Source organism: Kribbella sp. NPDC031520, from assembly GCF_055580825.1.
Map to the genome: position 1 here is coordinate 957636 of NZ_JBVIKS010000003.1, position 20821 is coordinate 978456.

Sequence of the window (20821 nt, forward strand, 5' to 3'; positions counted from 1 at the left end):
AGGCATGCCGTAGCGGGCCGACTCCCACCGGAGCCGGCCGCGACTCGCCTACACCTTCAGAAACGCTGCATCGCGCATCACCCTAGGGCGTACGTCTCACCGCCTCACCCGCTCTTACGATGCCACCGTGGACCACACTGTCGAGGAACGCCCAGCACACGACCCGGACCTGACCGAACTCCTGGACGCCGCCTTCGCCGAACTCGTCGCCAAGTACGGGGCCGAGGGCCGCTCGCAGGTCAAGGACGGCGCGCGGTACTTCGTCGTACTCGACGACCGGCGCCGCGCGGTCGGATGCGCCGCGCTGCAGACCTTCGACACCGAGCACGTGGGCGATGCCGAACTCAAGCGGATGTACGTCGCCCCGCACGCCCGCGGCCGCGGACTCGCACGCCTCCTGCTCACCACCCTCGAGACCGCGGCACGCACGGCCGGCCACCCAATCCTCCGCCTGTCCACCGGGCACCTCCAGCCCGAGGCGATCGGGCTGTACGAGTCGAGCGGATACGCCCGCACCGAGCCGTGGGGCAAGTACGTTTCCGAGCCGTCGACGTACTGCTATGCGAAGCGAATCGCCTTGTTCTGAAGTAGAATCGGCGAGTGACGGACGCTCGGATTCATACCGTTGACCAACTGCTGGAAGTGCTGGATCGAGTGGTGGAATCGAGCGGCCGTGGTGACCGCTCGGACGCGTCCGCCGCGGACTACTGGGCAGGTCTGCTGACCACTCCGGGGCATCCGCTCACGACCCAACTGCCCGACGAGCCGCTGGTGGACTGGCGCGAGCGCGGCCTGCTCGGGGAGCTCGAAGGGGCACGAGTTCTCGACGTCGGCTGCGGCGCCGGGCGGAATACCCGGTGGTTCGCCGAACAGGGCGCGACCGTCGACGGGATCGACCTGGCCAAGGATCTGCTCGACCAGCTCCGGCCGACGATGCCCGCGTCGGTCACGCTCACCGCGACCGACGTACTGCGCGATCCTCTGCCGGACCGTGAGTACGACGTCGTGTTCGACTCCGGCTGCTTCCACCACATCGCCCCGCATCGCCGGATCACCTACCTGCAGCGGGTGCTTCCACTCGTCCGGCCCGGCGGGCGGTTCGGCATCGTCACGTTCGCGGCCGAGCGGATGGAAGCGCCGTCCGACCTCGACGTCGTCGCGACCGGTGACACGTACGGCGGCATGGCGTTCACCCTCGACGACCTCCGCGCGATCTTCGCGGACCTCAGCCCGCTCGACCTCCGCGCTGTCCAGGACGGCCGCCCCGACACGTTCGCTCCGGACTTCCTCAACGCGGGCCTCTTCACTCGGTAGCCGGTCGGCCGCGGGTCGGGCCACCCCGTTGCCCGGCGTATTCCAACGTTGTAAAGTGCTCGTGTTTCCCCCACCACCCCCAGATCAGCACCACGGGAGAGTTCATGACGCAGCCTCGTGCGGAGTACCCGCGTCCGCAGTTCGTCCGGCCCGAGTGGCTGAATCTGAACGGCGAGTGGCAGTTCGAGATCGACCGGTCGGACTCCGGGCTGGAGCGGGGGCTCAAGGACCGCGAGTTGCCGCGGCGGATCGTCGTACCGTTCGCGCCGGAGACCGAGTTGTCCGGGATCGAGGACGTCGACTTCATAGAGGCGGTCTGGTACCGCACCACGGTCACGATCCCGGCCGAGTGGGGCGGCAAGGACGCCGTACTGCACTTCCAGGCCGTCGACCACGACGCGACCGTCTGGGTGAACGGCGAGGAGGTCGTCCGGCACCGCGGCGGGTTCACCCCGTTCAGCGCGAACCTCCGCCACGTCGCCAAGCCCGGTGAGCAGGCGACCATCGTCGTCCGCGCCCGCGACCCGCACCGCGGCCCGCAGGCGCGCGGCAAGCAGAGCCAGCTGTACGCCAACCACAGCTGCCTCTACACCCGGACCACCGGCATCTGGCAAACCGTCTGGCTGGAAGCGGTACCCACGGTGCACCTGAAGCGACCGCGGATCACCCCGGACGTCGCCGGCTCCAGCTTCCACCTCGAAGTACCGGTCTCCGCCAACAAGACCGGCTACAAGCTCAAAGCGACCCTGAACGACGCCGATGGCGAGATCACCACCGCCGAGGTCCGCGCCGACCTGGACCTCGCGCCGCGCCTCACGCTCCAGGTACCGGCCGAGCGCATCCGACTCTGGGACACCACAGATCCACACCTGTACGACATCCGCCTCGAGCTGATCGATGCCGAGGGCAACGTCGTGGACGGCGCCGACTCGTACGCCGGCCTGCGCTCGGTGAGCATCAACGGCAAGGCGATCCTGATCAACGGCAAGCACGTCTTCCAGCGGCTCGTGCTGGACCAGGGGTACTGGCCGGAGAGCCTGATGACGGCGCCGTCCGAGGAAGCGATCGTCCGCGACATCGAGCTCAGCCTGGCGGCCGGGTTCAACGGCGCCCGCCTGCACCAGAAGGTGTTCGAGGAGCGGTTCCTGTACCACGCGGACCGGCTCGGGTACCTGGTCTGGGGCGAGTTCGGCGACTGGGGCTCCGGCGTCGGCGACACCGGCGACGACAACCAGCAGCCGACCGCGTCGTACGTCGGCCAATGGCTCGAGGCGGTCGAGCGGGACTACAGCCACCCGAGCATCGTCGGCTGGTGCCCACTGAACGAGACGCACCAGCTGCTGCACGACCGGATCACCCAGCTCGACGACGTCACCCGCGCGATGTTCCTTGCCACCAAGGCCGCGGACACCAGCCGTCCGGTGCTGGACGCCTCCGGCTACAGCCACCGCGTACCGGAAACCGATGTCTGGGACTCGCACAACTACGAGCAGGACCCGGCCGAGTTCGCGAAGCAGATGGCCGACCTGGTGAACGACAAACCGTACGGCAACACCGGCGGCCCCGAGGGCAAGCCGATCTCACTCGCGTACGACGGCCAGCCGTACTTCTGCAGCGAGTTCGGCGGTATCTGGTGGAACGCCGAGAAGGCCGCCGCCGGAAAGAGCGGAAACTCCGCCGACTCGTGGGGCTACGGCCAACGGGTCGCCGACGAGGAAGAGTTTTACACCCGCTTCGCCGGTCTGGTCGACGCGCTGCTCGACAACGAGCTGATGTTCGGCTACTGCTACACGCAGCTGACCGACGTCTTCCAGGAAGAGAACGGCATCTACAACTTCGACCGCAGCAACAAGCTAGACGTACCCCGCATCAAGGCAGCCCAGGACCGCCAGGCGGCTTACGAGAAGGACTGAAGTACGAGGCTGCCGACCGCGACCAGGATCCAGAGGATCGCTCCGAGGAGGACGGGCCTGGGTCCTGCGTCGTCGAGCTGTCTCGGCGGAGCCGTCTACTGGCGCGCGCGTCGACGACGCAAAGAACCCGGAATAGATACGTAATCGCTGCCCATCACTGTCCGACTGCGGTCGCTTACTGCGCTCACACACAGAAGGTGTCATGCTTGTGCGCAGGTACGTGGTACATCAGGACAGACCGAGAGAGAGCCAGTGACCGAACCCGCAGAAGGCCGCCCTGCTCATAAGTCAGGGGAGCGTGAGGGCAATGACTTTGCCCCCCTGTATGCGCGGGAGATCCGACTCCGCAACTTCCGCGGGCTCGGCACGTGCGCAATCGAATTCGAACCGGATCTGACGGTCCTTGTGGGACGCAATAACTCTGGCAAATCCAGGCTTCTGCGCGCCCTTGCCGTCGCCCTCGGCGCGGTTCCAGCCGACCGGGATGACATATCCATACCCGGCGCGGAAAGCGCGTCCATCGACGTGATCATTAGCCCCCGATCAGACGGACCCGAGGAAGTATTTACGGCTCGCCTAGCACGCCTTCTGACTGGTATCCAACCCATCAGCGAGGATCCTAACAAGGAACGCCTTGCATGGCGATGCACGATTAGTCGATCTCAGGATGGCTTCGGTGTGCGTGCGGACCATACAAATCTGGTTTTCGACCAGACAGCGCAGGACTGGCGGTCGCAAACGAATCCGACGACCATGACATCCACAGAACGAGCACTCGTGGGTGCGGTACTGGTCGAGACTCGTAGGGACCTCGTCGACGACCTGAGCAGGCGGGGTTCGCCAATTCGGCGCATGCTCGACGATCTGGAGATCTCCAGCCAGGATAGGCCAGATCTCGAAGCAAGCCTCGGCAATCTAAGCGCTGCGATCGCCGATGCAAGTGGATCACTCGCGGCGATTGATAATGCCCTTCGCCGGCTTTCGCGGGTCGTGGACACAATCGGATCTCCCAGTATCAATCCATTACCCTTGCGACTCGAAGATCTGGCACGGTCGATATCAATCGATCTGAACACTGGCGCCGGAGATCTACCATTACGGTTTCACGGATCGGGATCACGCAGTCTTGCATCTCTTCAGATCCAGAGTGTTCTATACGACCATCGCTTCGGTAGAGACGATGTCGCGCTACGACCACACCCCGTGAGCCTGATCGAGGAACCCGAAGCCCATCTGCACCCCCAGGCGCAATTCGAACTAGATTCGCTGCTCTCTACGATTCGGGGGCAGGTAGTTGTGAGCACACACTCGACTCATCTTGTCTCGGTTGTCGAGCCACGGTGTATTCGTATCCTTCAGCCGAAACCCGGTTCGGCGGCTGTTGTCGACCTTCGCCCGACCACCGAAGACGCTCTCAACCGCGCCCTTAGACCGTCGATGCATATCGAGGAGATGGAAAAACTCAAGCGACTCATCGAACGCCCGTTCGGCGAACTTCTTTTCGCATCAGCGGTGATCCTTGGTGACGGAGCCACCGAGAGAGCCCTCTTGCCACCGCTGCTGCGCAACGCCTTGAGCGACCGCGCTCACGGCATCTGTGTAGTCGATCCCGGCAGCATGAACAGCGCCTACGCGAGCGCCGTCGTCAAGTTCGCGAATCTGGTGGGAATACCGTGGCTTCTTTTTAGCGACTCTGACCCCGCCGGCGCGAAGGCCGCAAACGAACTTATCACCAACTTCGGCGATGGCGAGACCGACCGGATCATCTGGGTAGCCGGAAGCCCATCCGAGAACGACAACAAGGGCGGCGCCACCGAACGGATGTTCATCGATTTCGATGAAGATCTGTGCGTCGCCGTGTGTAACTCGCTTGGCTATTTGCCCGGCGATAATACATCCCTGTTGAAGTTCATGACATCTCACAAGGGCGCCATCGGCAGACTGCTTGCCGAGGAACTGATCGCACGGCACCCGAGAGAAGCTCTATCAACCTCGAGCCAGGACTCGACCGCGTGGCCAGTCCCGATCGAGACTCTGATTGCAAGGATTGATGTCTCATTGCCGAGCATAGAAGCCAACGAATGAAATTCCTACCAAGTCAGGAGCAGAGGCGCGCGATCGAAAGCAAAGCGCGTGCGCTCGTCGTCATCGCAGGCGCGGGGAGCGGCAAGACCGAGGTAGTCGCGCGGCGCATCGAGCGCCTTCTTCGCGAGTCGGAACTTGAGGGCTACAGGATCCTGGCAGTCTCGTACACGGTCAAGGCCGCCGATCAATTGCGAGACAGGCTGGAATCCCGCCTCGGCGACCTCCACCGCAGAGTTGACGCGGATACGATTCATGGTTTCGCATGGTCACAACTTCGGCAACATGGCAGCCGAATAGGTTTACCCACCGAACCGGAGGTTCTTACGAGGGATGCTGATCGAATTGAACTCCTTTGGTCTTGGCTTCATGATTCGGGAATTGCCGCTCCAGATGACCCCGCCGAAATTTTCGCAGCGTTGGACCTCGCGCGGGCACGCTGTCAGGACACCCCGTATCTAAACGAGTGGCGCGATGCCCTGCACAGTCGGGGCGCCGTCGATTATCCCGCGATGCTGGAAAAAGCCACCGAACTGACTTCTGGTCCGTGGCTTGGGCAACACTTGCGGAAGATTTACGCGCACATTGTCGTTGATGAGGCACAAAACCTCACGCCCGCTCAATTCCGTCTGATCAGAACTATGATCGGAGATCCTCCTGGATATCCGGAAGTAAACGCCATGCTAGTCGGTGACGAACGGCAGTCTATCGTCGGATTCGCTGGCGCAGATCGCCGATTAATGAGGAGATTTGCGGACGACTACGACGCGGAACAGATCCAGTTTCACCAGAACTTTCGCTCTGCGCTAGCGATCACGCGCGTCGAACACTCGATAGCAAACGCATTAGGGCTTCCGACAAGCCCCGGCATCGACTCTGACACGAATTATGCAGCATCAGGCGAGGTTTCGATTGCAGAATATCAGACCGAACAGGACGAGGGACGCGGCGTCGCCGAATGGGCAGCGAGTCTGATAGCGAACGGTGCGAGAGCGGAATTCCTTGCACCAGGCGAGACGACTTCAATTAGACCCGAAGAGATTGTTATTATGGGCCGCGCGGCAACAGCGTTGCGGTCGACTCGCGAGCACCTCAACCTGATGGGAATTCAGACAGCATCAGCTAGCACCGAGGACGATTGGCTCGCCAGCGATGCGGCCAAGACGGTCGTAGACATCATTGCGTACCACAGCGCCCCAGAACACTTATCCGTCCGACGTCGACTGCAGACTGCGGCGAACGGTAACGACACCCATTGGACGAACCTATCCTCATTGTTATCCAATGCAGCAGACCCAAATATCAGCGCCTTAGCAGAAGTTTCAAATGCGCAGCGTCCGCACGATCTGCTGGCAGGTTGTCAGGGTCTGAGCATCGATGACGACGACTGGGAAACCGACCTCAGCCAGTTGCAGGAGACTTGGACAAACTACGCCGACCGAACCGCGAGCACCGAGCGATCATTTGGCGGATTTCGGCAATATATTGCCCGAAGCCAGCGTGGGGACTCTCTTGCCCCCGGAATACGGCTACTCACAATTCACAAGGCGCAAGGGAACGAATTTAGGGCTGCCGCTGTACTAGCCCTGAACGATGGCCAGCTTCCAGATTTCAGAGCAACCTCTAGCGATGAGATGGAGGCCGAATTGCGGGCGTTCTACGTCGCGATATCAAGACCGACCCGCATTCTTCTACTGTCACGCGCCCGACGCCGGGAAACCCGCTACGGTGTCCGCCCGACGTCAGAATCCCGATTTCTGCAGTTCGTGCGTCCCACCGCCCGTCCGTAGCGCTGGGAGGACTCTGGATTAAATCGAGCCAGGCCGCCTACGAGAAGGTCTGAAGTACGAGGCTGCCGGACGCGACCAGGATCCAGAGGATGGCTCCGAGGAGGAGCGGCTTGGGTCCTGCGTCGCGGAGCTCGCGCGGGCGCAGGGACAGGCCGATCGCGGCGAGGGCGGCGGTAATGAGGGTGCTGCCAATGATCGTCAGTGTCGGCAGCCAGCTGGTCGGTACGGCGCCCGCGGAGCGCAGGCCCGCGGCGGCGATGAAGCCGATCAGGAAGAGTGGTACGAGCTTGCGCCACGGCAACGGTTTCCGGATCGAGGCCGTGGCGCCTTCGTACGAACCGGTCGACGCGGCGTCGAGTGCGCGGGCGGCGCGGTTCTCGCGCCGGATCTTCAGCGCGACCAGCGTCAGCACGATCGGGATCAGCGTCAGCGATCTGGTCAGCTTCACGACGATCGCCTGATCGCCGGCGGCCTGGCTGTACGCGTACCCGGCCGCGACCACCGACGACGTGTCGTTGACCGCCGTACCGGCCCACAGGCCGAACGCATCCGAACTCAGCCCGAGCAGGTGTCCGATCGGCGGAAACGTCAACACAGCAACGATGTTGAAGGTGAAGATGGTCGCCAGCGCGTACGCGACCGACGACCGTTTCGCGCCGATCGCCGCGGTGGCGGCCGCGATCGCGGAGCCGCCGCAGATCGCCGTACCGACGCCGATCAGGGTCTGGGTGTCGCCGCGGACGCCGAGGATGCGACCGAACAGCCACGCGCCGCCGAGCGCGATCGCGAGCGTACCGAGCATCACCGGCAACGACGAGACGCCGACCCGCGCGACCTGCTGCAGCGACAGGCCGGTACCGAGTACGACGATCGACAGCTGGAGCAGCGTCTTCGAGGCGAAGTCGTAGCCCGGGCGCCAGGCGTCGGAGCGCAGTACCGGGATCACGCTGCCGGCGATCACGCCGAGCAGGATGCCGAAGACCGGACCGCCGACGAGCGGGACCAGGCGCCCGAGCGGTACAGCGACGGCCGTCACCGCGAGCACGATCGCGAGCCCGCGACGACGGGACAAAGCACGGCCCAGGCGATGGAAGGCGACGGGGTGGGTGTGAGGTGTCCTAACCTCGAGCTGCACCACTAGCCGGTTCCCTTCCGCCAGAAATGTACGTACATTCACGGTAGGAGATGACCGGACATTTGGCAACTCTGGAGGGACCTGCGTGCGGAAGCTTGAGCGTGGTGGCGGCGAGCCGCTCTGGAAGCAGTTGCAGGCGGACCTCGTCCGGCGGCTGCGGTCCGGGGAGTTCGACGACGCGTTCCCGGGCGAGCTCGCGTTGGTCGACGAGTACGCGGTCAGCCGGCACACCGTTCGCCAGGCGCTCGGGCAACTGCGGACCGACGGGCTGATCGTCGCCGAGCGCGGACGGCAGCCCCGGGTCGCGGCCGCGCCGGAGATCAGGCAGCCGATGGGCGCGCTCTACAGCCTGTTCTCGTCCGTCGAGGCGTCGGGCCTGCCGCAGCGGAGCGTCGTACGGGCGCTCGACATCCGCGCCGACGGGGTGATCGCGGCCCGCCTCGAACTGGAGGAGTCGATCCCGCTGCTGTACCTCGAGCGCCTCCGGTACGCCGGTGACGAGCCGCTCGCACTTGATCGGGTCTGGCTCCCCGCCACGCTCGCCGAACCGCTGCTCGACGCCGACTTCACGCACACCAGCCTCTACAACGAGCTCGCGAACCGCACAGGCATCGTTCTCGACCACGGGCGCGAGGACATCCGCGCGATCAACCCGAGCCCGGCCGAGCGCCGCGTCCTGCACTGTCCGGACGACGCGGCGGTGTTCTCGATCGTTCGGCAGGGCACGGCACAGAGCCGTGCCGTCGAGTGGCGGCACACGCTCGTCCGGGGCGACCGATTCGCTCTGTCGGCGGAGTTCTCAGCCAACGCCGGCTACCGCCTCACGCCGAGCAGTACCGCATTCAGCCAGGCTTGGTGACCTACTCTCCAGCCTCCTCGAGGGCAGCGCGGATCAGGTTCCGGGCCGCCCAGAGCGCGGTGTCGAGTTGCTCCTGCTCATCGAGGCCGCGTACGTCGCCGAGGACGATCAGCGCCTCCCAGCCGACGACCATCGCCAGCGCGGAGACGAGCCGCTCGAACCGGGCCGGGTCGAGGCGCGGGCGGATCGGATCGAGGGCGCGCTCGATCCAGCCGACCCGGCGATAACCCCGCCGCGGCGTGCCTTCCGCCTGCTGCACGTCCATGGTCAGCCGGATCAGCGAACGCCCCAACGGCAGCGTTTCGGCCGACATCGCGGTCAGCGTCCGGATCATCGCGGCCACCCGATCGCCCGGATCGCCGTCGACGCCGGCCGCGTCGATCGCCTCGTCCACAGCCGACTGCGACAACCGGAAGAGGGTCGCGTCGATCAGCAACTGCTCCAGCGTCGGGAAGTACTGGTAAACGGTCCGCCGGGACACACCCGCCGCCTCGGCGATCTCGTTGACCGAGGGGGACGCCCCGGCCTCCAGGAGCGCGGCCGTCGCGGCGACGATGCCGTCCCGGGTCCGCCGGCGTTGCCGGTACCGGCCCTTCTCGCTGTCGGCGTCGAGCATCGCCTTCTCCGCATCTCTTGACGTCATCTCGATCGTCATTGTACAACAGTGCAATAAGTGCACATGAGTGCAACGAACGAAGGGGAGGAATCCATGACCATGAACCTGACGCCCGAGCAGCGCACCGCGCCGAGTCCGGACGCACCGACCAGCGGGCCGGTCACGCTGATCAACTGCTTCACCGTGGCGCCCGACCGCGACGACGCCTTCTACGCGCTGTGGGAAACCGCGAGCCAGTACTTCCGGGCCCAGCCGGGGTTCATCTCGCTGCGTCTGCATCGTGCGGTGAACGGGGACGCCGGCCAGCGGTGGATCAACGTCGCCAACTGGGCGTCCCACGCCGACTTCCGGGCCGCGCACGCGACCGATGAGTTCCGCAAGGTGGTCACGCTGCCCGGCTGGGAGGACTTCCCCAGCCTGCCGGTGCTGTACGAGGTCGCGACCGCGGTCGGGTGAGACGTTCGGCCCCCAGGTCCTCGTCCAGCTGATACTTGGGGGCATGACGGTGAAGGAACTGCGGTTGGTGGTCACGGCGGACGACTACGAGGAGGCAGTCGCGTTCTACCGCGACGTACTCGGGTTGCCGGAGCGGGCGTCGTACTCGTCGGAGGACGGGCGGGTGACGATCCTCGAGGTGGAACGGGCGACGCTGGAGATCGCGGACCCGGGACAGGCCGAGTTCATCGACGCGGTCGAGGTCGGGCGGCGGGTGGCCGGGAAGTACCGGGTCGCGTTCGAGGTCGAGGACTCCGCGGCCACCACGGCCCGGCTGGCGGAGGCGGGCGCGACGGTGCTCGCGGAGCCGACCCGTACGCCGTGGAACTCGCTGAACGCGCGACTGGAGACGCCGGGCGGGATCCAGCTCACGTTGTTCACCGAGCTTGACCTCGAGTGAACTGGAAGTGTTGAGGTGACGGGTATGTGGAACACCGAGACCCTCGACCTGGACGCCTACCTGACGCGAATCGGCCACGACCGGGTGGCACCGTCGGCGGAGGCGTTACGGAGCCTGCACCGGGCGCACGTACTGGCGATCCCGTTCGAGAACATCGACGTGATCCTCGGCACGCATCCCGGGATCTCCCTCGACGCGATCCAGGCGAAGTTGGTCGGGCGGCAGCGCGGCGGATACTGCTACGAGCATGCGCTGCTGTTCGGGGCTGCCTTGGAACAGCACGGGTTCGAGGTCGTACGGCGGGTGGCGCGGGTACAGCCGCACAAGGCGGGGCCGCGTACGCATGCTCTGCTGAAGGTCGGCGTCGAGGGCGAGGAATTCCTGGCCGACGTCGGCTTCGGCGCCGGCCAGCTGTACCCCACTCCGTTGAAGGACGGCGTGGTGATCGACCAAGCAGGCTGGGACCACCGCCTGACCCAGGAGGGCGACGTCTGGACCCTCTCGAAGCAGACACCCAACGGTTGGGTCCCCCAACACGCCTCCAACGACGAACCGGTCCGCCCGATCGACTACGAGGTCTACCACCACTACGTCTCCACCCACCCCAACTCCCCCTTCACCGGCCGCCCCGTAGTGATGCGAGTCGCCGAACGCGAAGTCCGCCGCCTGGTAGGCAACACCCTCACCACCGAACACGCCGACGGCCCCACCACGCAGCGCTCCGTACCCCCCTCCGATCTGCCGGACGTCCTCGCCTCCCTGGACGTAATCCTCAGCGACGAGGAGATCGACCGCCTCCGCCACGTCTGACCACCCCCCACCCCCATCGAGTCGTGGCAACCGGCTCCCGCCCCCTGCGCCGAGTCGTGAAGATTGGTCGCTCAGAACGACCACAATCCACGACTCGGCCGCACGCCTCCGGACCAAACACCACGACTCGGCGGACCTGAGTCGCGAGGCTTCACCTGTGGGTCGGGGTTTCGGTGCGGAAGGATTCGCCCAGTTCGGGGCCCAGGCCGTAGTAGTGGCGGAAGTTGTAGATCAGGGGGGACCAGGCGGTGGGGGCGACGTAGGAGGTTCCGGGTACGACGATGTGCTCGGCGGCGTGCACCCGGAGCACCCGGGCCTGGACGATCAGGAAGTTGCCCTTGGCATCCAATTCGGCGAGGTCGACGGTGGCCTCGAACTGCAGCGGGCATTCGGCGACCCGTGGTGGGGTGACCAGCTCGGAGGGGACGGCGGTCAGTCCGGCGGCCTCGAACTTGCCGCGTTCGTGGCGGAAGCGAGCCTGCTTGTGGGCCGGCACCGGATCGGCGGCGGTCAACGGGGCCAGGCGTTCCACGGCCTGCCACTGATCGGGTGACGGGTAGTTGATCACCACCTCGGGACGCGCCCCCAGGTTCGTTGCCGTCTGTCCGCCGACACCGACACCGAGGACCACCACGTCGCCGAGGGCCCACGCGGACGACATCGGCGCCAGGTTGACGGTGCCGTCTTCGTTCAGCGTCGTGAGCAGGGCGACCGGCGCTCCGACGTACAGGATGGAGGGTTCGATCGTCAGGTGAGTCACAGGCATCGACGGTACGTACGGGACCGTTCGGCCGGGGCCTAACTGTGGGCGCGGCATGATGTGGGTATGACTGCCGAGGGTGAGGATCTGGCCGGCTGGGCGCGGATGCTGGCCGACGGGACGCGCGCGACGGTGTGCCTGGCGTTGCTGGACGGGCGGGCCTGGACGGCGTCGGAGTTGGCGAAGGTGGCGAAGGTCTCCCGACCGACGATCAGCGAGCACCTCAACCTGCTCGTCGCCGGCGGGCTGCTGAGCGAGGTACGGCAGGGCCGGCATCGGTACGTGAAACTCGCCGGTCCGGAAACCGCCGAGCTGCTCGAAGGGCTGGCCGCGCTGACGCCCCGGCGTACCGAGGTGGCGAACAGCTTGTCGGCGGTCAGCAAGCGGGACGCGTTCGCGCGCGCCCGGACGTGCTACGACCATCTGGCCGGAAAACTCGGGGTTGCGCTCGCCGACGCGATGACGGAACGCGGGCTGATCGACTGGTCCGAGGGGATCGCGTTGACGCCGGAAGGCCAAGCCTGGTTGAAAGATCTCGGCATCGAGCTCGACGTACAGCGGGGCCGCCCGGCCGTCCGTTCCTGCCTGGACGTGACGGAGCGACGCCCGCATCTGGCCGGCGCGGTCGGTGCCGCGCTGTGCGCGCACGCGCTCGACAACGGGTGGGTCACGCGTATACCAGGTGGACGTGCTCTGAAGGTGAACGGCGCCGTACAAGCGTTTGGACTTGAGTCCGGAGTCTGAGAAGTCCATGAGGGAACACGCTTTCAAGAGGCGCCGCGAGCCGATTGCACCTAACCTTCGGCCCATGACCGAGTTCGAGCCCGGCACCGATCTGGTGTCCCGACTCCCCCTGCCCAGCCATGTCGTCGTCCGCGCGGACGGCAAGTGGCATCGCGGCTGGCTGATCGGCCGCGACCACGAGGAATCGGGATGGACCGCTCTGGTGCAGTACGAGGGCGACGACGGCTCCGAGCGGACGGAACGCCTGCCGGCGGACCGGATCGCGCTACCGCCGTCGGAAGGCCCGACCGAGCAAGCGTCCTAGGAGAGTACGCACAGCTGCAAAGGCCCCCGGGTGGGCATCACCGGGGGCCTTTGCACGTAACGCTGCCGGCGCCTCATAAGCAGTCGAGAATCCCGCCCCAGGCCCTTCGGGCGGACGACCTGGGGCGGGATCCTCAAGTGGCGTTACACACGGTCTATCGCCGGTGACGTCCCGAGTGTTACGGATCTGCCGGAACTTTCTTCCAGCTCGATGACGACGTACGGCGACCCCGGTGCACGTCCCTGAACACCGGGGTCTGGATCGGCGGCCTCTCGAGCGATCGCCGTTCTTGTTTCCCAGGTGCCCCAACCGCGCGTACGCAATCATGTTCAGAAACGGACCGCCAGCAAGATCCGGCCGGTTTCCGAACTGCGGATGTCCAGCGCCTGAATCTCGTCGCGCTTCAGCTTGGTGGTGGCGGCCGGTTTCACCGTGGTCCCGGGCGCCGACGTCCAGCTGGCGATCAGCTGGATCTTCCCGGTCTTGTCGGTGACGTACAGCTCGTACCCGCGGGAGCGTTCGCTCGGCGTCGCGAGTTCGTCGTACTTGCAGCTGATCTCGATCGTCGTACCCCACGGCTCGGGGACCAGGCGGGCGTCGGCGGAGAGCTTGCTCGACACGGTCTGGGACAGTACGACGTAGTCGCCCTTCGGGTCGTCGCGGGTCAGCGGGACCGCCACGAACGCGCCGATCACGGCGGCCGCGACCGCGCCCGCGGTGGCCAGGGCGCCGAACCGGATCCGTCGCCGCCGCCGGTCGCGCTGGACGCCGCGGGCCAGCGCGGGCAGCAGGTTCGGCGGCTCAGTGGTGACGGTGGCCAGCGCCCGCTCGGCCGGTAGCGCGGCCAGCATCCCGGGTACGCCGGCAAACGACGCGACCGCGGCCGAGCAGTCCGCACACGTATGCAGATGCTCCTCGTACGTACGCCGGTCCTTCGCGGACAGCGCGCCGAGCAGGTAGGCCGCGTCCCAGTCCCGGTACGGGTCGCTCATTGGCTCGTGACCCCCTTCTCCTGCAGTGCGAGCTTCAGCGCCCGCAGCCCGTAGTGCAGCCGTGACTTCACGGTGCCCGGCGGGATGTCCAGCTCCTCGGCGATGTCGGTGACCGTACGGCGGCCGTAGTACGCCCGTACGATCACCTGCCGGTGTTCCTCGGACAACTGTGCCAGCGACTCGGCCACCAGCCACGCGTCGAGGACCGCGTTCGCGTGGTCGGCGCTCGGGTTCTCCGGGAGGTCGTCGCTGGCGACCTCCCGGCTGACCCGGGCGCTCCGCCGGTCGTCGATGACCAGGTTGCGGGCGACCGTGAACAGCCAGGCCCGGGCTCCGGGCTCGTCCTCGGTCAGGATGTTCGGCCGCCGCCACGCCCGGAGCAGGGTCTCCTGGACCACGTCCTCGGCCAGCCGGTCGTCGCCGGTGAGCCGGACGACGAACCGCCACAGCGCAGGTGCGTGTACGTCGTGCAGCTCGCGCAGCAGCGTCGCCCGTTCGTCGGCCATCGGCGCTCCTGCTCTGTCGATCATGCCTACTTGGCTGCTGTCGTCTGCACGCGGACTGCGGCCGACCGCTGCACCGACCAGGCGCCGTTGCCGAGGAAAGCGATCAGGAGGAAGGCGAAGGAGAACAGCGCCGCCATCTCTCCACCATTCTGCACAGGCAGCAAAGCGCCGGGCTGGTGGACGGTGAAGTACGCGTACGCCATCGACCCGGAGCAGAGCAGGGCGGCGTACCGGGTACCGAGGCCGATCATCACCAGCGCGCCGCCGACGGTCTGGATCAGCGACGCCCACCAGGACGGCCAGACCAGCAGGCCGATCTGTTCGACGCCGAGGACGCCGAACAGTGCCGCGGCGCCGTGGGTCGCGAACAGGAAGCCGACGACGATCCGGAAAACGCCGATCCCTTGGTTCTGGAAACGCTCGAGCACCTGCACAGGGCCTCACTCCTTGGGCGCGGGGGTTGGTGTCTGTGTCTGGTTCGAACGATTGAACGCTCTACTTGGTTCAACCGTGCGTGCTTTGAAAGTCACACACCGAATCGGTTGTCTTCCGGGTCGCGAATTGGTACCCGCGAGCGGCGACGGTCAGCCCCGCACCCCAGACGACGTACGCCGGGACAGCCACCCAGAAGAAGCTGTCCGGCAGCCCGACGTCGCCGTACACGGGCTGCCCCCGGAGCGCGGCGACGATCATCTGGATCAGCCCGACCCCGAAGTACGCCGTGATACCGGCGCCGATCGTGTACCCGGGCACCAGCAGGAGCCACCGCGGAAACCGCCGCCCGATCCGATGCACGAGCAGGAACGGCAGCAGCGTGCCCGCGAGCAGGAAACCGCTTTCGAACAGCAGCAACGAGACGTTTCCGCCGTACGGTGTCTTCCCGAAGCCGACGACCGCCTGTGCACCGAGCCTGGTCAGGCAACCGACGGCCGCTACGCACGCGCCTGCGGTCGAGATCCACGGCGGCCACGGCTTGGCGGTCGGTTGATGCGCCCGAGCGAGCAGCGCGAGCAGTACGGCGCCGGCGACCGCGCCGAGACGGCTGAGCATCCCGAGCGGGTCGAACGGTATGCCGAGCCCCGGGAGTACGGCCGCCACCAGGTCGAGCAGTACGAACGCGGCCGCGGCGAGCCATCCCGCGGCCAGCGCCCACAGCAGGCGCGGCCGGATCCGGATCACCGCGAGCGCGGTGACGACACACGCGGCGACCGACACCCACGGAGGAATCAGCAGGTCGTCGCCAGGCAGTTTCCACGACGGCGCATGCCCGGTCGCGTACCAGATCCGCAGACCGCCGTACACCGTCGCCCACAGCACCACCGCTTGCTTCATGCAACCAGTCTGTTGAGACCCATCCGCCGCCGGATCACCCGCGCGAGGGAAACAGCTCCTCCCTCAGCGTGAAGCGTGCAACTGCTGCAGCAGCCTTACGAACGTTTTGCGATCAGCCGCCGGCAGCCCGTCGAGGGTCTGCAACTCCACCGCCTGGATGTCCTTGCGGACGGCGCGACGGACCTTCCGCCCCTGCGCGGTGATCGACAGCAGGCGGACGCGTCGGTCGTCCGGGTCCGGCGTACGCTCGATCAGCCCGGCCCGCTGCAACTCGTCAAGCGTGCCGATGATGCGCGACTTGTCCGCGCCGATCGCCTCCGCGAGTGCGGCCTGCGTACGCATCGGGGTCTCGTCGAGGGCGTTGAGTACGACGTAGCCCCACATCGAGACGTCGTGCGCAGCCAGGATCGGCAGCTCGATCGCGATCAGGTCCCGGACGAGTGGACCCAGCATCGCCGCCAGGTCGGGTCGCTCGGTTGCCATGCCGAAAAGGTAGCACTGGCGCAATTATATGCGAGCGCTTACGATATGCGCATGCATACTATCGACTACATCCCGCTGGACGCCGAAGCCGTCCGGACCAGCATCGAACTCGTCAGCACCGCCGCCTCCGACGACCTGTCGAAGCCGACACCCTGCCGGGCCTGGACGCTGTACGGTCTGCTCGCCCACATGGCCACCCAGCACTACGGTTTCGCGGCCGCCTCCCGCGGTGAGGACGATCCGGCGATCTGGAAGCTCCGCGACCTCGGCGACGACCCGATGAAGGCGTACACCGAGTCCGCCGAGCATGTGCTGGACGCGTTCGCCCAGCCCGGGGTCGCGGAGCGGACGTTCCCGCTCGCCGAGTTCGGGCCGGACGCAGCGTTCCCCGGCGCCCAGGCGATCAGCTTCCACTTCATCGACTACGTCGTACACAGCTGGGACGTCGCGAAATCCCTCGGTACGACGGTGTCGTTCCGGCCCGAGGTGCTCGAGGCAGCCCACACCGTGGCCCAGATCGTGCCGGCCGGCGACGTACGGCTCGTACCGGGCGCGGCGTTCGCGGCGAACATCCCATGGTCCGGCGACGACACCCTCGACGCCATCGTCGCCTACCTCGGCCGCAACCCGTCCTGGACCCGCTGAGGTCACGGTGCCGGCCACGGCCGGAGCCACCTTGCCGAGCCCTCAGGTAGCGGCCAGTTCCTTGCCTGATCCGGCCAACCCCGGCCGCCGGCCGCGCACACGGCGGAGCGTCGGAGCATGACTGACGAACGGTTGATGCTCCCGATCGGTCACCTCGTCGGTTCCGGCCGGGTACGGCGCGGGGCCGACGTGGTGGAGCTGTCCGACCGGCAGTACGCCGTCTGGGCGCTCGCGCACGGCTCGCTCGCCGCCGTGCAGGAGCAGTTCACCTGGCGACGTGAGTCGATCGTGGCGCTCGCGCGGCATACCGGTGTCGCGGAGGCGGCGAAGCTGGTCGAGGAACTGCTCGGCATCGGCCTGCTGGCCGAGATCCGGCCGGACGGCGGCGAGGCGCTCGAGTTCGCGCGCGGCCACCGACTGGCACCGTTGATGCTCGGGCTGGGCAACACGGCCGCCGAGCCGGAGCGGTTCGGCATCGGCTTCCTCGGGCAGCCGGTACTGCACGTCGACTTCGCGGTCTACGACCTGTGGCAGTGGGCGGCGATGGACGACACGCTCTGGGCAACCTGCCTGAGCGCGGCCGACGTCGCCGGCCGGACCGGAAACGGCGAGGCGGGTGCTCTCGACCCGGGAAAGCTGCTCTCCACGTTCCTCACCGCGCTGCACCCGCTGCTACTGGTCAACGCGGCGTACCTCGATATCAGCTTCCGGTTGGGGGTTGTGAGCGCATGAGCACCGCACTGATCTTTCCGGTCGGCCATTACCTCGGTGCCGGCTTTCCCGGCGAGGAACACGTTGTCCGCATCGGCTGGCGGCAGTGCGGCCTCGGGGCGGGTGACGAGTTGGCTGTCTGGGCCCTCGCCCACGGCGTACCCGAGCAGGCCGGCGTCACGCCGTGGACCAGATCGTCCATTGAAGCAGTCGCCAGGGCCGGGGGTATCAAGGAGTTCCCGGCGGCGATCGACCGGTTGCTCGACCGGGATCTGCTCATCGAGGTCGTGCCGGGAACCGCGGACGCGGTCGAGTTCGCTCGGGCATGCCGGATCAGCTCCCTGCTCGTCGGCTCGGGCGAACATCCGGCTGCTCCCGGGTACTACGCTCTCGGAGCGGTCCCCGCGAATCCGAGCGCGCGCGTCGACCGGTTCAGCTACGAGCTCTGGACCTGGGGCCATGCCGTCGACAGCCTCTGGGACATCTGCGAGATCTTCGCCGGCACCGAGGCCCGCGAGGAGTCCGTCGAGGTGAGCGCCGAGGACGTGCTAGATCGAGTACTGCCCGCGACACAGCAACTCCTGGCCAACGGCGCCGCCTACCTCGACGAGGCCCGCGAAGTCCCGGCCGACCCCCGGCCAGGACTGCCCAAGTAGCACCCTGCCTGCCCCGAACAGCCTCGCGACTTCAGCCTTGCCAGGTCAGTCGGGCGGGGGCTGTGCCGGCGTACTCCGTGGTCAGGGCGCGGAGGAAGTCGCCGCGTGCCCGCAAGGCCCGCAAGGCTGGTGTGTCCTGGGACGGTCGCCGGATCGGCCGCTGCCGCTCGAGCTGGGCGACCAGGTCGACCGCGATCTCGGTGAGCGGACGTCCGGGCCGCTCGAACGGCTGTACGTCGGCGGCGGACAAGGATCCGTACCGCCCGCCGGTCACCTGCTCGACCTTGGCGACAATCAGTGCGGCCTGCTCGACGGCCCGGTCCGGATCGCTCGTCAGAGCGGCCAACCGGCGCGCGTTCAGCGGGTCGTGGTGCAACACGGAATCAGAGATCGGCAGCCCGTTCGGACCACTGAGCCGGACGTGCGGATCGAACCCGTGCTTGTGCAGGGCATCCGAGTAGCTCGTCATGGTGGCGGAGATCGCGACCAGGTTGCGTACCAGCGGCCGGATGTCACCGTCACGACGTACCTGATGGACAAGTTCGCGACGCTGCCGCTCGAGGGTGGTCAGGTCCACCCGTCCCGTACCGCGACCTCCGTCGGCCGCAGGCCCGAGGAGTGTCAGCAACTCGGCACACTGCTCGAACCTGTTCGGCACGTTGCCGGCCAGGTGGTCGTCCAGATCGCGGTACGCGGCACGGACGAAGTCGGCCAGTGGCGTTCCGGCGGGCAGGTTCCGCTCTCTCGGCGACCTCCCACCGGCGAGGTCCTCGAGGCGGCCGATGTGGTGCGCGACGTAGCCGGTGGCGCTCTCGATGTGCTCGCGCTCGCGCGCGGACCGAGCCTCGAAGCCGAATTCGTGATCGCCGAACTGACCGGCGTTGTCCATCCGTTTCCGCAGGTACTTCGTGTAGAAGTACACCGGCTGCACCGCGGCCGCGCTCAGCGACAACCTGAACCACAACGGGTCGAGGTGATAGCGGTGCATCGCCACGGCTGCGACGCCGATACCGGTCGCCGCGACGGCGGCGCTCCGCACCAGGTACGACCGCCGGCCGAGCACTGCGTCCCGAGCCGGATGCAGGACCGGGCTCCACGGCTTGTGCGCCGGAATCCGCGGCTCCGTGACGGCCGGCCGCGGCCACGAGGGGATACCTTCCACGGCTCGCTGCAGTTGCATCGAACTGCCCAGCGAGTCGAACTGGGTGAACACCGAGTCGGTGTGTTCGTCGAACTGCTTGCGGGCGTCGCGCCGCGCAAGCTCGTACCGGTTGTGCATGCGGCGGTCGTAGCCTGCCCGGTTTCCCCGCACCAGTGATGCCTCGGACAAGCCGTAGACGGTGCCGATGGCAAGAAACTGCAGGCCGTACGAGAGCAACAGCGGAGACGTCACAGCGAGCTGCTGCTGGACGTATGCGTCCGACAGCCGTCGAGCGAAGGCCAGCGCGCCGACCACGACCTCACGGCCGGTGAACCACAACCTGCCCGGCACCGCCTGCCGTTCGGCCGGATGAGGTGGTTGCTCGAGGCTCCAATCCGGGCTGTGCGTCAGTGCGGGCAGCTGCAGCGACCACAGCTCCCTGTTCAGCGTGGTCTGTCGCTCGACGATGTCCGCAGCGCGGCGCGCGTCGCTGACCAGCATCCGGTAGCTGCGCGTCGGGTTGTCGTGCTGGTGCCGGTCGTCGTCGAACCGGGTGCGAAGGTGCTGGAACCCGTACTGCACACCACCCACGACCACCGCGGCGAGGCCGACCGTGACACCGACGGCGATCGGCGAGATCACGAACGCCAGCGGCATCGTGAGGGCGGCGACCGGTACCGCGCTTCGCAGCGGGAAGGTCCATCCGGGTGCGATCAGTCTGGGTCGATCGACCTGGGGTGGCGCCAGCGTCGCGCGCGGTGGCACCGGTCGGCGCGGAGCCCGGCCGGCCAGTTCGTACATCGAGGAGAGCTGCTGGCGATGCACGCCGACGATCGGGTCGACGAAGTTCCGCGCGCGCTCGCCGGAACGCCTGGTGTCCTCCAGAGCGCTTCGGTAGCCGGAATGTACGTCCTTGGCCTTCTCGTCCGCCGCCTGGACGAACCGTTCCACCACCGCACGCACCGGCCACGCGATCACCGCGCCGGCCAGCACCGCCGCGGCCAGACCGACTCTGCCCCCGCCGAGCAGCGTCACGGCCGACACCGCGCCGGGCAGCAGGGTTTCGACACTGCCGAGCCAGAGGCCGCGCTTCACACTCGGCAACCACGAGATGCCGTTCTCGAGGACCTCGT

The 20821-nt window shown here is 66.9% G+C and carries 22 protein-coding genes; 14 read left to right on the plus strand and 8 right to left on the minus strand.

Features of this window, described 5'->3' with window-relative positions:
- The first annotated feature begins 127 nt into the window (after positions 1-127).
- The 5 genes from ACZ5BU_RS20035 (at position 128) to ACZ5BU_RS20055 (ending at position 7099) form a co-directional block, all read left to right on the plus strand.
- Positions 128-586 carry a GNAT family N-acetyltransferase gene (locus ACZ5BU_RS20035; protein WP_465700836.1) on the plus strand — a complete coding sequence of 153 codons (459 nt, stop codon included), beginning with the start codon at positions 128-130 and terminating at the stop codon, positions 584-586.
- A gap of 14 nt (positions 587-600) precedes the next feature.
- Positions 601-1314 carry a class I SAM-dependent methyltransferase gene (locus ACZ5BU_RS20040; RefSeq protein WP_465700838.1) on the plus strand — a complete coding sequence of 238 codons (714 nt, stop codon included), beginning with the start codon at positions 601-603 and terminating at the stop codon, positions 1312-1314.
- Positions 1315-1418: 104 nt separating this feature from the next.
- Positions 1419-3227 (plus strand): glycoside hydrolase family 2 protein, encoded by a 1809-nt coding sequence (locus ACZ5BU_RS20045; protein WP_465700840.1) that lies wholly within the window; start codon positions 1419-1421, stop codon positions 3225-3227.
- A gap of 252 nt (positions 3228-3479) precedes the next feature.
- Positions 3480-5312: an ATP-dependent nuclease gene (locus tag ACZ5BU_RS20050; protein ID WP_465700841.1), complete on the plus strand. Its 1833-nt coding sequence runs from the start codon at positions 3480-3482 to the stop codon at positions 5310-5312.
- On the plus strand, positions 5309-7099 hold the full coding sequence (locus ACZ5BU_RS20055; RefSeq protein ID WP_465700842.1) for a UvrD-helicase domain-containing protein: 1791 nt from the start codon (positions 5309-5311) through the stop codon (positions 7097-7099). Before ACZ5BU_RS20050 ends, ACZ5BU_RS20055 begins: the two co-directional genes overlap by 4 nt.
- Positions 7100-7136: 37 nt before the next feature.
- Here the strand turns inward: ACZ5BU_RS20055 and ACZ5BU_RS20060 are convergent, their stop codons facing one another.
- Positions 7137-8144 (minus strand): YeiH family protein, encoded by a 1008-nt coding sequence (locus ACZ5BU_RS20060; RefSeq protein ID WP_465701083.1) that lies wholly within the window; start codon positions 8142-8144, stop codon positions 7137-7139.
- Positions 8145-8319: 175 nt separating this feature from the next.
- On the opposite strand from ACZ5BU_RS20060, the gene ACZ5BU_RS20065 reads away from it, so the two are divergent.
- Positions 8320-9093, plus strand: a complete 774-nt coding sequence (locus tag ACZ5BU_RS20065) for a GntR family transcriptional regulator (protein WP_465700844.1) — start codon at positions 8320-8322, stop codon at positions 9091-9093.
- A 1-nt stretch (position 9094) separates the two neighbouring features.
- Here ACZ5BU_RS20065 and ACZ5BU_RS20070 read toward each other — a convergent pair whose 3' ends face one another.
- The gene (locus tag ACZ5BU_RS20070; RefSeq protein WP_465700845.1) at positions 9095-9748 is read right to left on the minus strand and encodes a TetR/AcrR family transcriptional regulator; all 654 of its coding nucleotides are present in this window, start codon (positions 9746-9748) and stop codon (positions 9095-9097) included.
- Positions 9749-9802: 54 nt separating this feature from the next.
- Here ACZ5BU_RS20070 and ACZ5BU_RS20075 point away from each other — a divergent pair, with 54 nt between their 5' ends.
- Genes ACZ5BU_RS20075 through ACZ5BU_RS20085 form a run of 3 tightly spaced genes read left to right on the plus strand, consistent with a single transcriptional unit; the run spans position 9803 to position 11414 of the window.
- Complete coding sequence (locus ACZ5BU_RS20075) at positions 9803-10165, plus strand: antibiotic biosynthesis monooxygenase family protein (protein ID WP_465700847.1); 363 nt, start codon at positions 9803-9805, stop codon at positions 10163-10165.
- Positions 10166-10208: 43 nt separating this feature from the next.
- Complete coding sequence (locus ACZ5BU_RS20080) at positions 10209-10604, plus strand: VOC family protein (protein ID WP_465700849.1); 396 nt, start codon at positions 10209-10211, stop codon at positions 10602-10604.
- Between the two features lie 24 nt (positions 10605-10628).
- Positions 10629-11414 (plus strand): arylamine N-acetyltransferase family protein, encoded by a 786-nt coding sequence (locus ACZ5BU_RS20085; RefSeq protein WP_465700851.1) that lies wholly within the window; start codon positions 10629-10631, stop codon positions 11412-11414.
- Positions 11415-11565: 151 nt separating this feature from the next.
- Here ACZ5BU_RS20085 and ACZ5BU_RS20090 read toward each other — a convergent pair whose 3' ends face one another.
- A complete protein-coding gene (locus tag ACZ5BU_RS20090) occupies positions 11566-12180 on the minus strand; it encodes a flavin reductase family protein (RefSeq protein WP_465700853.1) in 615 nt (204 codons plus the stop codon).
- A 60-nt stretch (positions 12181-12240) separates the two neighbouring features.
- Between ACZ5BU_RS20090 and ACZ5BU_RS20095 the strand changes: the two genes are divergently transcribed.
- On the plus strand, positions 12241-12918 hold the full coding sequence (locus ACZ5BU_RS20095; protein ID WP_465700855.1) for an ArsR/SmtB family transcription factor: 678 nt from the start codon (positions 12241-12243) through the stop codon (positions 12916-12918).
- A gap of 64 nt (positions 12919-12982) precedes the next feature.
- Complete coding sequence (locus tag ACZ5BU_RS20100) at positions 12983-13222, plus strand: hypothetical protein (protein ID WP_465700856.1); 240 nt, start codon at positions 12983-12985, stop codon at positions 13220-13222.
- A 329-nt stretch (positions 13223-13551) separates the two neighbouring features.
- On the opposite strand, the gene ACZ5BU_RS20105 is transcribed toward ACZ5BU_RS20100, so the two are convergent.
- From ACZ5BU_RS20105 to ACZ5BU_RS20125, 5 genes are all read right to left on the minus strand, one after another.
- The gene (locus ACZ5BU_RS20105) at positions 13552-14214 is read right to left on the minus strand and encodes an anti-sigma factor family protein (RefSeq protein WP_465700857.1); all 663 of its coding nucleotides are present in this window, start codon (positions 14212-14214) and stop codon (positions 13552-13554) included.
- Positions 14211-14720 carry a sigma-70 family RNA polymerase sigma factor gene (locus tag ACZ5BU_RS20110; RefSeq protein WP_465700858.1) on the minus strand — a complete coding sequence of 170 codons (510 nt, stop codon included), beginning with the start codon at positions 14718-14720 and terminating at the stop codon, positions 14211-14213. Before ACZ5BU_RS20110 ends, ACZ5BU_RS20105 begins: the two co-directional genes overlap by 4 nt.
- Before the next feature lie 26 nt (positions 14721-14746).
- Positions 14747-15154, minus strand: a complete 408-nt coding sequence (locus tag ACZ5BU_RS20115; RefSeq protein WP_465700860.1) for a DoxX family protein — start codon at positions 15152-15154, stop codon at positions 14747-14749.
- Between the two features lie 70 nt (positions 15155-15224).
- Positions 15225-16052 (minus strand): hypothetical protein, encoded by an 828-nt coding sequence (locus ACZ5BU_RS20120; RefSeq protein ID WP_465700862.1) that lies wholly within the window; start codon positions 16050-16052, stop codon positions 15225-15227.
- Positions 16053-16115: 63 nt separating this feature from the next.
- Positions 16116-16535: a MarR family winged helix-turn-helix transcriptional regulator gene (locus ACZ5BU_RS20125; RefSeq protein WP_465700864.1), complete on the minus strand. Its 420-nt coding sequence runs from the start codon at positions 16533-16535 to the stop codon at positions 16116-16118.
- A 51-nt stretch (positions 16536-16586) separates the two neighbouring features.
- Between ACZ5BU_RS20125 and ACZ5BU_RS20130 the strand changes: the two genes are divergently transcribed.
- The 3 genes from ACZ5BU_RS20130 (at position 16587) to ACZ5BU_RS20140 (ending at position 18547) form a co-directional block, all read left to right on the plus strand.
- Positions 16587-17180 carry a TIGR03086 family metal-binding protein gene (locus ACZ5BU_RS20130; protein WP_465700866.1) on the plus strand — a complete coding sequence of 198 codons (594 nt, stop codon included), beginning with the start codon at positions 16587-16589 and terminating at the stop codon, positions 17178-17180.
- A 117-nt stretch (positions 17181-17297) separates the two neighbouring features.
- Complete coding sequence (locus tag ACZ5BU_RS20135; protein WP_465700868.1) at positions 17298-17912, plus strand: hypothetical protein; 615 nt, start codon at positions 17298-17300, stop codon at positions 17910-17912.
- Complete coding sequence (locus ACZ5BU_RS20140; RefSeq protein ID WP_465700869.1) at positions 17909-18547, plus strand: hypothetical protein; 639 nt, start codon at positions 17909-17911, stop codon at positions 18545-18547. Before ACZ5BU_RS20135 ends, ACZ5BU_RS20140 begins: the two co-directional genes overlap by 4 nt.
- Positions 18548-20821 lie beyond the last annotated feature (2274 nt).